At 31.6% G+C, this 12,995-nt stretch carries 9 protein-coding genes and 1 pseudogene; 7 read left to right on the top strand and 3 right to left on the bottom strand.

What is annotated here, in order from left to right:
• The first annotated feature begins 521 nt into the window (after positions 1-521).
• The 5 genes from KPL44_RS09455 to KPL44_RS09435 all read left to right on the top strand — a co-directional run bounded on the left by KPL44_RS09455 (position 522) and on the right by KPL44_RS09435 (position 5,006).
• Positions 522-860 carry a cupin domain-containing protein gene (locus KPL44_RS09455; protein ID WP_216249075.1) on the top strand — a complete coding sequence of 113 codons (339 nt, stop codon included), beginning with the start codon at positions 522-524 and terminating at the stop codon, positions 858-860.
• A 75-nt stretch (positions 861-935) separates the two neighbouring features.
• Positions 936-1,724: an SDR family NAD(P)-dependent oxidoreductase gene (locus KPL44_RS09450; protein WP_216249073.1), complete on the top strand. Its 789-nt coding sequence runs from the start codon at positions 936-938 to the stop codon at positions 1,722-1,724.
• A gap of 73 nt (positions 1,725-1,797) precedes the next feature.
• Complete coding sequence (locus KPL44_RS09445) at positions 1,798-2,736, top strand: cyclase family protein (protein ID WP_216249071.1); 939 nt, start codon at positions 1,798-1,800, stop codon at positions 2,734-2,736.
• Between the two features lie 180 nt (positions 2,737-2,916).
• Complete coding sequence (locus tag KPL44_RS09440) at positions 2,917-4,131, top strand: MFS transporter (RefSeq protein ID WP_216249068.1); 1,215 nt, start codon at positions 2,917-2,919, stop codon at positions 4,129-4,131.
• Positions 4,132-4,250: 119 nt separating this feature from the next.
• Positions 4,251-5,006 (top strand): sulfite exporter TauE/SafE family protein, encoded by a 756-nt coding sequence (locus tag KPL44_RS09435; RefSeq protein WP_216249066.1) that lies wholly within the window; start codon positions 4,251-4,253, stop codon positions 5,004-5,006.
• 156 nt (positions 5,007-5,162) lie between these two features.
• Here KPL44_RS09435 and rbr read toward each other — a convergent pair.
• A pseudogene (gene rbr / locus KPL44_RS09430) lies at positions 5,163-5,749 on the bottom strand (rubrerythrin).
• A gap of 167 nt (positions 5,750-5,916) precedes the next feature.
• Positions 5,917-8,409 carry a GH39 family glycosyl hydrolase gene (locus KPL44_RS09425; RefSeq protein ID WP_216249063.1) on the bottom strand — a complete coding sequence of 831 codons (2,493 nt, stop codon included), beginning with the start codon at positions 8,407-8,409 and terminating at the stop codon, positions 5,917-5,919.
• Positions 8,410-8,677: 268 nt separating this feature from the next.
• Here KPL44_RS09425 and KPL44_RS09420 point away from each other — a divergent pair, with 268 nt between their 5' ends.
• Entirely contained in the window at positions 8,678-9,985 is a 1,308-nt protein-coding gene (locus KPL44_RS09420; protein ID WP_216249061.1) for an MFS transporter, read from the top strand.
• A 196-nt stretch (positions 9,986-10,181) separates the two neighbouring features.
• Positions 10,182-11,525, top strand: coding sequence for a carboxylesterase/lipase family protein (locus tag KPL44_RS09415; protein WP_253201701.1), 1,344 nt, complete (start codon positions 10,182-10,184; stop codon positions 11,523-11,525).
• Between the two features lie 182 nt (positions 11,526-11,707).
• Here KPL44_RS09415 and KPL44_RS09405 read toward each other — a convergent pair whose 3' ends face one another.
• Complete coding sequence (locus tag KPL44_RS09405) at positions 11,708-12,805, bottom strand: AraC family transcriptional regulator (protein ID WP_216249059.1); 1,098 nt, start codon at positions 12,803-12,805, stop codon at positions 11,708-11,710.
• Between the last annotated feature and the right edge of the window lie 190 nt (positions 12,806-12,995).

The following is a 12,995-nucleotide window of genomic DNA, read 5'->3' as shown; positions in this document are numbered from 1 at the left end:
TATAAACAAGAATTATATTTAGAAATATTTTAAAAGTATAAATTATAGGAGGAGATTTCAATATGACTTAAACTTTCCTGCAATTGAAATTGATGTGAGAGGTCTCTAAATAAATTAATTATTTAGATCCTGCTTGATTTGATAGTACTTCTATTTTAAATTAGTAATACAAAAATGTATTATATAAATACAGTATTGCATCAATGCTAAAGTGTATGGATAGTATAGGCTTTGTTCTATAAACGCAAAAGTATAATACAAATTCGTATTAAAATTGCATTTGTAGGAAATATGAGAGTAAGGTTGTTATGTATTTAACAATAGAAAATTAATAGATAATTCCAATGTTAAGGCATCATTTAAACTAAATTAAGATTCAAAATATAAGTGTTGGCACGATGATTGCTATATATCTAAGTGTAAATATAATAAAAAACGATTTTATTATATTTATTATTTAGACTTATTGAAAACGATTTGGTAGATATATATTTAACAAAAAATAAGAGGAGGCTATGAAAATGAAAAAAGTTGATTTTAATGAAGTTAAACCTTATAAGGCACCGAAACATTTTGATTGTACTACTTTAAAACTACAAGGTAAAGCAGAAACAGGTGCTACAAAATTTTGGATGGGCCTTACACATTTTCTTCCAGCAGGTGGGTCCGAATATGATTATGAAGATTCTCCAACAGAAAAGGTTTATATGATTTTAGAGGGACAACTTACTGTTACAAGTAAAACAGAGACTTTTGTGTTAAATAAATGGGATACTCTTTTCATTCCGCCATTTGAAGGAAGAAAAATAACAAATAATACAAATATGCCAGTAACTATTTTAGTAGTAGTTAATAACTAGACTATTAAATTATTAAAAACAATAAAAATATTAAAAACAATAAAAATATTAAAAATATTAAAACAGGTGGTGTAAATGATGGAAAAACAATTTGTAAACAATTTGTTTGATGTTAAAGGTAAAGTTGTGCTTATTACAGGAGCTACTGGCGCACTCGGAAAAGCAATTTCTTTTGGTTATGGGTTTGCGGGTATGAAGGTTTTTGTTACAGGACGTAGCGATGAAAAATGCAAAGCAGTTTGTACAGAACTTGAGGCACAAGGAATTGAATGTGGATACTCAACAGGAGATCCAGCTGTAGAAGCAGATGTTATAAAGGTTGTTAAGGATGCGATTACAAAATTCGGAGAAATCAATGTATTAGTAACTTCAGCAGGATATAATCATGCACAGCCAATTATAGAACAAGAGTTATCCGAATGGAAAAAAATTATGGATTCAGATGTTCAAGGTACATGGCTTTACTGTAAATATGTTGGACAAGAGATGATTACACAGGGAAAAGGCGGAAAAGTTATCATGGTATCTTCTGCTCGTTCAAAAATGGGTATGGCGGGTTACACTGGTTACTGCACAGCAAAAGCTGGTATTGACCTTATGGCTCAGTCTCTTGCATGTGAATGGACAGCTAAATACAAAATTAATGTTAACACAATTAATCCAACAGTATTCAGATCAGATTTAACAGAGTGGATGTTTGATCCAGAAAGTGCTATTTACAAAAACTTCTTAAAACGTATTCCAATTGGTAGACTTGGTGAACCAGACGATTTTATAGGACCATGTATCTTCCTTGCTTCAAGTGCCAGTGATTTTATGACAGGTGCGAATGTTGCTACTGAAGGCGGATATTGGGCTAACTAATTCATATAAAAAGCTTATAAAATAACATATTAAAATAAAGTATTACTTTAATAAAAATTAGGAGGAATAATAAATGGGCAAGAAAGTATTTGTAGATTTAACTCATCCATTCAGCGCTGATATACCAAGGTGGCCCTATTTTGCAAAGCCAGTAGTAGATTCAATGCATACCTTGGCAAAAGGTGGTGTTCTTACACAGAGAATCGATTGCGTTCAGCACACGGGTACACATTGTGACGCACCACGTCACGTTATGGAAATTGAATTTAATGGCAAGAGAGCTCGTTATACTCATGAAATGCCAGTTGATGCATACATGGGTGACGCAGTTTGCCTGGAAATTAAAATTGAACGTTGGGGATTAATCCTGCCAGAACATCTTGAAGATGCTTGTATACGTGCAAATATTAAACCAGAAGAATTAGAAGGAATGGTTGTTTGCTTAAATACAGGAATGCATCGTAAATTTGATGACTCAAAAGACTACTATCATTACTCATGTGGTACAGGCGTTGATGCAGGGAAATGGTTTGTAAAACACAAAGTTAAATGTGTAGCTATGGATATGCAGGCTCTTGACCATCCTCTTCATACAGCTATGGGTAACAACGGTGCTACACGTTTGAACTTACTCGGTGCTTCAGGAAAGCCAATCACAGAAGAATATAAAGATAAGTTTGGTGAAGAAGCATATGCTGAATTTGATAAAGATGAATACATCAGAATTCATGGTAAAGAAGCGTATGATGCTAAATTTGGTGAATTAGAAGCAATCGGATGCTGGGGAACATGGGAACCTTGTCATAAAGAATTGTTAGGACATGGTATTGTAGGTGTTGAAAACCTTGGTGGAAATTTAGACAAAGTATCTGGAAAACGTTTCAGATTCTTATGCTTACCAATTAGATGGTACATGGGCGATGGTTCTATGGTTAGATGTGTTGCCGAAATAGATGAAGATGATTTGAATGATGTTCCTGAAAGAGTTTACAATTACGGTGGATGTATATAGAAAAATAGCTAAATAATAGTTAGCTTAATCTTGATAGAATTTAGAAGAAAGGTGATAAGGGAAGCAATAGAATACTTTGTATATGGAAGATTCTAAATTGCTTCTCTATTTTTTTGAAACATTTTCAGAAAATATTTATTAGATTCTAAAAAAAATAAAAAAGAAAAACTGGAGGATGTTATGAAAAAATTAAAGTTAACAAAATTTAATGTTTTTGCAATGTTATTGATACCATTTGTGTGGATATATGAACTCTCCGTAGTTGCTCCTATCTTAGGTTCAATAGGAGCAGCATTTCCCTCTGCATCAACTTTCCAATTACAACTGATTGTTATTATACCATTTTTTACATCTATTCCAATGAGTGTGTTTGCAGGAAAACTAGCTAAAAGGTATGATAAAAGAAATATAATTATCTTTGGGTTATTAATTTATGGTATTACCGGAATGTTACCATTTTTTGCTCAGACTATGAATCAAATCTTGTTTTGCAGATTAGTTACAGGTGTTGGAGTTGGACTGGTATTGCCTTTGCCTAATGCTATGATTGCAGAATATTTTGAAGGAACTAAAAGGCAAAGGATGCTTGGCTTAGCTACTTCAGTAGCTAATATAGCAAATGTGCTTGATAGTATTGCTGTAGGATTCATTCTATTACTTGGATGGAGATATCCATTCTTATGTTTTAGTATTCCGCTTGTTATTATGATTGTTGCAATATTTGGATTACCCAAATCTGATCCAAGGAAGAAAACAGCTGTTATAGTGGAAGAGCATATCTCAACCAATGGTATTCCAAAGATTGCGTGGGCATTAGTTGCTTTTATGGCAGTCAACTGGTTATTCTTTGCTTTTAATATTACAAACATGGCATTGTTTATGGTTAAGGAAAAAATAGGATTGCCTTGGATGATTGGTATAGCAATTTGTTTTCCAGGACTTGCAAGCATTTTATCTGGAGCAGTTTTCCCAGAGTTTTATAAAAAAACAAAAAAATATTTGGTCTCTATATCAATAGCGTCTTTTGCTGTGGGATATGTAGTGTTGTTTTTGACTCATTCCTTTGCAACTCAAACTATTGGTAATCTTTTGATTGGACTTGGTTCTGGAATGCTTACACCTTATATTTTGAACTTAACATCACAAAAGGTTGAGAAGGCTCATAGAGATGCTGCATATGGACTTGTAACCAGTGGTATTCACATTGGATATTTAATAGCCCCCTTTGCTCAACTTGCTATATTAACCATATCAGGAAATGGCACACCTAGATTTTTATTTGGATTTTCAGCGGCTATGTTGATTATTGCTACAATTGTAACTTTATTTATAGCAATAAAAAATCCGAATCAAATAGTAGTAGATATCGAAGAAGAAACTTCAATAAAAGTATAAACAAAAGAATTAGAATTGTATCTATCTAAATTTAAATAATACACTATACTTATGAGACACCTGTTTAATACAGGTGTCAGTTTCTATTTTGTTAAAAATATATTTGAGAGGTGAAAGTAATGTCAATTTTTCATACATTTGATTTATCTATGATTCAATGGTGTTGGGTAATAATAGCTGCATTTTTAGTAGGGTTTTCAAAGACTGGAATTAGTGGCTTTTTAATGCCTGTTATACCAATTATTGCGAGCGTTTTTGGGGGAAAAGAATCAACTGGAGTTATCCTTCCACTGTTAATAATAGGAGATGTTTTCGCACTATATTATTATAATCGACATGCGGATTGGAAAAACATAAAAAAACTTTTGCCATGGACACTTATAGGATTAGTAATGGGTATTGTAGTTGGAAATCTAATTAATGATAAACAATTTAAGGCAGTTATATCTGTTTCAGTTTTACTTTGTTTAGTAGCTTTAATTTACACTGAAAAAAAGGGTGAAAATTTAAAGGTTCCACAAAAGAAATGGTTTTATGCACTAGCGGGAATTGCTACTGGTTTTACATCTATGATTGGAAATGCGGCAGGACCTATATTTAGTGTTTATTTATTAACCATGAACTTTAAAAAAAATGATTTTATGGGCACAACAGCTTGGTTTTTCTTTCTAATCAATTTAACTAAGGTTCCATTACAAATTTTATTTTGGCATAATATTTCCACTAAAACAATTATTCTTAGCATTGGAATGGTACCATCTATTGCAATAGGTGCACTACTGGGGATGATTTTAATTAAAAAAATAAATGAAAAGTACTTTAGATACATTATTATAGCTGTGACAGCAATAGCTGCAGTAAGGCTTTTGATATAGATCTTAAAGTCGCATATATTAATTATAAACAAGATTTAGAAGTAAATTCTACAGGAACAATATATTATTTATAGTTTAATATGAAATTATATTTAAAAAAATAATATGAATTAAGGGAAGCCATTATGATATGCTCCCCTTATAAGTTATAACATTTTATTTAAAATTTTCAACTAATACCTGAAAATATCCCTCAGGATGTTTGCAGACTGGACATATTGTTGGAGCATCTGTTCCTTCATAAATATAACCACATTTGTTACATATCCAGTTAACCGGTGTCTCCTTATGATATATTGTATTGTTTTCTAAACTAGATAATAGTGCCCTAAATCTTTCGTCATGATGTTTTTCTACTTCGGCTACTTTTTTAAATACAAGTGCAATCTCTTTAAAACCATCATTCTCTGCAACTTTTGCAAAGCCAGGATAAATTTCTGTCCACTCTTCATTTTCTCCATTTGCTGCTGATAATAAATTTGCTTTTGTGTCGCCAAGTCCAACAGGATAACCTGCATTAATTTCTACTGATTCACCATTTAACTCCTTATTTAAAAAATTAAAAAAGCTTTTAGCATGAGCTAACTCATTACCTGCTGTTTCTGTAAATATATTAGATATTTGTATGTATCCTTCTTTTTTGCAACAGATGCATGATATGTATATCTATTTCTAGCTTGCGATTCCCCTGCAAAACCTCTCATAAGATTTTGTGCGGTATCTGTTCCCTTTAACATTTTCATGAACTGCCTCCTTGTTTTTTGAGCAAAAAAATAGTTGCATAACTAGTATTGCCACAATAACATGTTTTATTTCACAAAATGATATTTCTTTTATCATTATGGGTTTATTAATTTCTAATATACCAATACAGTAATACATTAAGAATATTATTTTTTAGTGTAAGAAATTAATCTACCTTATCAAGTTCAACAAGCAATATTCCATGAGGGGGTATTGAATCATTTAAAATTAACTGCTTATGAACTGTTTCAATTGACATACTTAGCTCGGGAACTTCTTTAGATTTAAGAAAATCATAGACATCTGATGATATATCTTCTGGGGCTCCCATTTTCAGCCACGCATCAAAGGAAGAACCGGATTGTCTATTTAATTTGGAACGCTTTATGTTGTATTTCCCATCTTCTAAAGCAAGAATCATATTAACATCTTTATTTGAAGCGGATTTAAAAACATTGTATCTTTCATGATAGGACAATAATGATCTGTCACCTGTTCTAAAGAGTTCATCAAAGTACACGAAATTATATATAAGTATTTGAAAGTTCTTACCCTTTGAGGTTATAATATAATCTTTCCCAGTTTCAATTAAAGTGTCACCTAATTTGTTAAGGAGAAAAAAGGCATTATACGAAGGCTTTTTAATTCCATTGTAGGTAAAGAGGCCTAGTCCACCGTGATAAAGTTTGTTTTCTGTTATTCCTTCCTCAAGAATATCACTTAAAGTCCAAAAGGCAATACCATCAACTTGGTTAATATTATTTAGAATATTATAGATAATATAAGTACTTAAAAAGCAAGTATCTCGGTTAGGGTCTTCAGTATAAGGGCTTAAATTCCACTCAGTTACAAATAGTTTTAAATCTTTAATATGGTTGTCTTCAACCTTTTTTTTCAATGATATTATGGCATCGTAAAGAAAATCTTCATCTGAAAGTGATAATATATTATTTGTATTTTTAAAAAATTGTTTAGGAAGATTTTCGTTTTGAGGGTCTGTATAGGCATAAATGTGGCAAGCGCCAAAATCAAGAATTATAGAATTAGCTGTGCAATAGTTTAAAAAGTCTCCAAACCATTCAAAATCATTATTTGGTAAAATGCCGGGAGAGCCTACCTTAAAATCGATACATACATTTTTAATGGCTAAATAGGTTTCTTTGTAAAATTCAAAAAAGCGTTCTCTGTTTTCAAACCAAAACACATTTTGAATATCTGGTGCACTCCATACTTCAAAACACCACTTTTTAACCTCTTCAGTTCCGTATCTCTGAATGCAGTGTTTTATAAAGGATGAAACAAGTGTCGACCATTTTTTTATGGATTTGGGATAGCTTACATTAGCTCCCCAATAAAAAGGATTATATTGCTTTTTTGATGCAAGTGCTTCAGGCATGAAGCCTATTTCTATAAAGGGTAATAAATTAATATCATAAAAGAAATCAAAGATTTCATCTACATAGGTCCAATTATAGATAGAATTTCCAGAAAGATCTTCTCTGTAAATGAGCATATCATCCGAAAAAATACCGTGAAATCTTATATATTCATAACCAATCTCATTTTGGGCTATTCTAATCTGCTTCTGAATTTCTTTTCTTAAACAGAGAGCGGCTCTTCCAATTGAAGTGATTTTTTTCCAATATTTAATTAAAGGTTCTCCACTGAACTTTGTAAGATTTGTATTTATAGTGAGTTTGCTTGAGACATTATCAACGTTATTAATAATGTCACCATTACTATTATTATGAAGAAATTGGAACAGATATTTAAAGTAATTGCTGGAATTAATATCAAAATACCCATCGTTTATTTCAGTGGTTTCAATTTCATGTTTTTTTTCTGAAGTACTTCTGTACTCAGTTGGAGTAATTCCAAATATGGTTTTAAAAACGCGACTATATGATTTATGATCATTAAATCCGTGATCAATAGCAATATCAATAATGTTTTTTTTGCTACCCAAAAGATCGTTTAAGGATTTAGTTATTCGAAGCTTATTTATATAATCAACGAAACCTATACCAAGATTATTTTTGAAAAATTTTGAGATGTATTGAGGGCTTATGTGCATTTCCTTTGATAGGGAACTTAAGCTTACTTGGGAGTCATAATTTTCGTCAATATATTTTAATATTTCAGACATTCGCCTTTGTTTATAATCTTTACCGCTATCTTGATGATAGATTGTAGTATTAAAATTTTGAAGTAAAATTAGTGCTAATTCTATAACTGCATTAATAACTTTTAACTTATAACCTGTGTCTAATTTAATCATTGAAAACATTATATTCGCAAGAATAGAACTTATCTTATCATATAAAGGGTTGTTTCTGTCATTCATTGATTTATTGGGTTCATAATAGAAATCTGAGAAATTTTGACAATATTTATCAAAAAATATTGGATCAAGTTGTAGTATTAGTATAATATTTTCTCCTTTTTCAGAAATCACAGAGTGCATATCAAAGCTGTTAACCAAAAATAAGTCATGTTGAGATATTTTATACCTCGTCCCCTTTACTTCAAATGTTAAATTTCCATTCAAAACAAAGACTAGTTCTATTTCCTTATGCCAGTGATATTCTTGATTGTTAGCATTTAGGATGAACACCTTGAAAGGGAGATTCTCATTGTACCTTATTAATTCAAAGTTCATATAACCCTCCATATTTATTAGAAATTAGTGTCATAATTGGTATTTTAGTTTGCAATAAAATTATTAGTCTCATTATAACATTAAAATCTGTCAATAACAGTCCTATATTTTAAACCTATAAAAAACAACAGTTTAAAATAAGCATAAATTGATACTGATTACATTATATTATGATACTTGAAAAGATTATGACTATGATATCATTTACATATAGTGAAAACGTTCTCCTGAGATGTTGAAATGGGAAAAAAATATGGGGGGTATAAAAATGGAAAATCAAGTTTGGAAGAAAACACCGTTTGTAAGGTTAGTAATTGCAGCTACAATAGGGGTCGGCACTTCGATAGCTCCGCTGGTGTTATTAATGTTTGGTCTTATTCAATTTAATATTATTAGGCTTGTTGGACCAGAAAAAGTAACAGTAGTATTTGGTATGGCTGCAGGAATAAGTAGTTTGGCAATTGTAATATTAGGACCTTTAGGTGGAGTAATAGCTGATAGAACACATGTGAAATTTGGAAGAAGAAGATTTTGGATGATTGCAGGAAGCATAGGTGGGGCAATAGCAATGTTTGCACTTACGTATGCGAGTTCTGTTCCAATTCTTATTGGATCATGGTGTATAGCTCAGTTTTTCTATGGAATGGTATCTTTATCCTGTTTTGCTATAGTACCTGAGCAGGTTGAAGCTGAAAAGTTTGGAAGGGTGTCTGGATTAATTGGTGCATCAGCTCCAGCGTGTGTTATGATAGGGCAAATATTAATAGGTGTATTTTCTAGTAGCACCGTACAACAGAAACTCTTAGCAATAATAATTGTTCAGCTTATTGGAGGAATAATTGCAGCTCTTATTGTTAAAGATAACTATTTTCCTAAACAGGATGTAAAAGAAAAGAAAATATCAGTTATTGAAAGCTTTAAAGGATTTTATCCTAGTTTTAATAAACACCCTGAGTTTACTTGGGCACTACTTACAAAGCTATTTATTAATATTGCGAATGCGGGGTTAACACTATTAACACTTTTTTATATAGCGAGATTTCATTTAGGCGAAGCTAAAATATTTCAAATCAACGCATTAACAGCACCATCAATAATGCTTATGGTTGTAGCCGGTATATTGGGGGGATTTTTATCTGATAAGATTAGAAGACAAAAGGTATTTGTTATTGCAGCAGCTTTAGTAACAGGAGTTTGTCTTGTAGCCTTTGCATTCTCGTTTAATATAACTTGGGTAATAGTTGCAAACTTTATATTTAACTTTGGATTTGGAATGTATGGTGCAGTAGATAATGCAATTGTAAATAGGATTCTTCCATCAAAAGAGAATGCTGGAAAGGATATTTCTATAATGAATGTAACGACTCAATTAGCATCATCACTTGTTAATTTTGTAGCACCAATGACTATAGCTTTAGGAACTAAATTACTTGGTGGTGATGGATATACTTTCTTCTTTTTAGTTCTTGCAGCGTTCTCAATACTTTCTGCTTTAATGGTGATTCCAATACCAGAAATTAGTAAAGAGAAAAACAATAAAAAACAAGTAAAAATAGAAATATCAGTTACCGAATAACATTATTATGGTATAAATCTTCACACATGGTGGAGATTTATACTTATTATATTGTCAGAATAAATATGGATAAGATATCTTATAAAGATTCAGGATAGTGGTATAGGACAGTGAGTGGAAGGAATGTAGAAAATATATAAATTCAAGTAAAGATGAAAATGTAATAAATTTTTTAAATTTAGATTAGGAGGATATCATGGCACAGATAATTATTACTACAAAATATGGACAAATAGAAGGAATTCGCGAAGAGGGTTGTATTGTTTTTAAAGGAATACCATACGCGAAACCACCCATAGGAGATTTGAGATTTGCGGCTCCGGTAGAACCAGAGGCATTTAAAGGGATATATAAAGCGGACTATTTTGGAAATCGATGCCCCCAGACACAACGGGATTTTCCACAGGATATATATAAGAAAGAATTCTATAGTGAACCTGTGTATGCAACCCCTATATCAGAAGATAGCTTGAGTCTAAACATTTGGGTGCCCGATAAAGTTTGCGAGGGAAAGCTACCAGTAGCATTTTATATTCATGGCGGTGCATTTTTGGGCGGTACCGGACATGAAGTGGAATTTCGTACCAATGCTTATGCGCAGAGGAATGTCATTCTTATTACAATTAATTATCGTTTAGGACTGCTAGGTTTTTTTGCACATCCATGGGTTTATGGAGAAGATGCAATAGCTTGCGGAAATTATGCTGTCTTAGATCAGATTGCTGCACTAAAATGGGTACGTATGAATATAGCTGAATTTGGTGGCGACCCTAATAATATTACAATATTCGGACAATCCGCTGGAGCTATGAGCGTACAGACTTTACTTTCAACTTCATATACAAAAGGAATGTTTTCAAAAGTAATTATTCAAAGTGCTGGGGGTTATCCAAGTGTACTTCAACGGGATATATCCTTAGAAGAAGGTTTTGAAATTGGAAAACGTGCGGTAGAACTTGCAGGGATTTCATCACTTAAGGAGCTGAGAAATCTTTCGATAGAGCGTATATTAGAAATTCAGGAAAGTATTATTATGGAGTCAATGCAGGCTGGTAAAGGTCTCCCTTTCGCGCCTGTTATTAACGGACATGTTCTTGAGAACGGGTATAATTGGTTAGCTGAAAACGCGAAAACTCATGATGTACCAACGATGATTGGTTCCACACGTAACGATATTATGGTAAATGAAGAAGAAATCCGTAACTGTAACAGCAAAATGAAGCAAAGCTGTATCGGATGGAGTTTCATGCAAGAGAAAATTGGACGCGTGCCGTCTTATGTTTATTATTTCAGACGTGATCTTCCTGGAGATACTTCTGGAGCATTCCATTCATCTGAATTGTGGTACATGTTCGGGACACTGAAAAATTGCTGGAGACCGATGACAGATGGTGACTATGAGCTTTCCAATCGAATGCTCGGTTATTGGACCAATTTCATGAAGACAGGAAATCCGAATGACGGAATTCTCACGGAATGGAAAACATGTTCTTCAAAAGATACTTTTGTAATGGAACTTGATGCTAAATTAAAACACTAATTCTTATATTATGTATACAGAAAGGGAAATAAAAAATGGCATTAATTCATGTTGATTTTATGTCAAAGACTTTAATGAGAACAGTTCCAATGAATGTAATATTACCGGCGGATAAAATGATTTTTTCAGGTATGCCAATCAAGCTACCGTTTTAATAATGTATTTTTACAACAAATTAAAAATCAACTAAGCGATTTTCTATATTGCTGCGGTGATTTTTTATAATATTTTTTAAAAGTTCGAGAAAAATGATCAACAGAGTTGTAGCCAACATATTCGGATATTTTTTCTATGGACAAATTAGTATTTATAAGATAATCTTTGGCGTCGGACATTTTTAATTTTGTTATAAAGGCTACAAAATTTAAACCAATATTCTTTTTTATTAATGTGCTTAGATAAGCTTCACTATAGTGAAAGTGTTTGGCAAGAGCTTTTAGTGAAAGATCTCGGTAGTTATGCTGTATGTATTGTAAAATTAACGAAAAGTCATTATCTATATCATAATTATAAAATTGTATTGTATCACTATAATTTCTTAGGATATTAGAGAAAAGAATATTTGCCCAGCTAATACTGCAATTGTTGTAGTATATGTCACCTTTATAGTTTTCCATGATTAAATTTTTAATTATCGTCTTAATATCATCTGAATTATCAGTAAAGAATAAAAGGTAATTGGGTGATGTTTGGTTATAAAGGATTGTTCTGAAAAAGTAAGAGAGTAAATCCTTTTGTGAAAGCAGCGTAAAAAAGGCACTATCAAAGGTACTCTTTTTTATGGAAATAGTAATTATAATAGAATTATAATCGTCAACAATGATATTGTGCGATGACATTGGTGCAATAATACATAATTCTCCTTCTCTTAGTGTTCTCTCTTCTTTTTCAAATAGAAATTGGCAATTACCTTTTAATACATAGGAAATTTCAAAATAATTATGAGAATGTATCGGATCATTTAAGTAAGCGAAGTTTCTAAATACGAAAATGTCGCTGTTCTCTGGGAGTATATCAGATTCTCCTATTTTAGTATTAGAACTAACTTTAATAAGGCTATTTATATAAATTGGTAATTGAAATAATAAATCTAAAAATTTATCGTCAGACAAATTAATCAATAATAGTTCTTTGGGTAAGTTAGGTTTTGCAGTAACATAGTTTCCTTGTTCATACATTTCCATAACGATTTCTCTAAAACCCTTCTTGTTCTTATACTTCAAATAAGAGCTTGTTGAACTAGATTCCATCATTCCTGAAGTTATATACATGTCTGTCATCTACTTTACCATCCTTTCCTAATGTAATATAGTATATCAAAATGGAAATAAAAATACAATTGAAAACAGTTTGTATTAAATAAGCTACATTATAGAATTTATATAAAATATAAAAAAACAATCTAAAAAAAAGCCGGATTTTAATAAGAGGAGTACATGGATTGATTGTTTTCTGGATGATAAAATGTTT

Origin of the sequence: Clostridium sp. DSM 17811 (genome assembly GCF_018861905.1) — a bacterium.
GTDB lineage: Bacteria > Bacillota > Clostridia > Clostridiales > Clostridiaceae > Clostridium_AD > Clostridium_AD frigoriphilum.
Note: the sequence above shows the minus strand (reverse complement) of the source record. Positions and strands in the feature narration are given on the sequence as shown.

What these genes read in the sequence shown, in the direction of transcription:
- KPL44_RS09455 (WP_216249075.1), top strand. Translation starts at nt 522, where the DNA reads ATGAAAAAAGTTGATTTTAATGAAGTTAAACCTTATAAGGCACCGAAA.
- KPL44_RS09450 (WP_216249073.1), top strand. Translation starts at nt 936, where the DNA reads ATGATGGAAAAACAATTTGTAAACAATTTGTTTGATGTTAAAGGTAAA.
- KPL44_RS09445 (WP_216249071.1), top strand. Translation starts at nt 1,798, where the DNA reads ATGGGCAAGAAAGTATTTGTAGATTTAACTCATCCATTCAGCGCTGAT.
- KPL44_RS09440 (WP_216249068.1), top strand. Translation starts at nt 2,917, where the DNA reads ATGAAAAAATTAAAGTTAACAAAATTTAATGTTTTTGCAATGTTATTG.
- KPL44_RS09435 (WP_216249066.1), top strand. Translation starts at nt 4,251, where the DNA reads ATGTCAATTTTTCATACATTTGATTTATCTATGATTCAATGGTGTTGG.
- KPL44_RS09425 (WP_216249063.1), bottom strand. Translation starts at nt 8,409, where the DNA reads ATGAACTTTGAATTAATAAGGTACAATGAGAATCTCCCTTTCAAGGTG.
- KPL44_RS09420 (WP_216249061.1), top strand. Translation starts at nt 8,678, where the DNA reads ATGGAAAATCAAGTTTGGAAGAAAACACCGTTTGTAAGGTTAGTAATT.
- KPL44_RS09415 (WP_253201701.1), top strand. Translation starts at nt 10,182, where the DNA reads ATGGCACAGATAATTATTACTACAAAATATGGACAAATAGAAGGAATT.
- KPL44_RS09405 (WP_216249059.1), bottom strand. Translation starts at nt 12,805, where the DNA reads ATGACAGACATGTATATAACTTCAGGAATGATGGAATCTAGTTCAACA.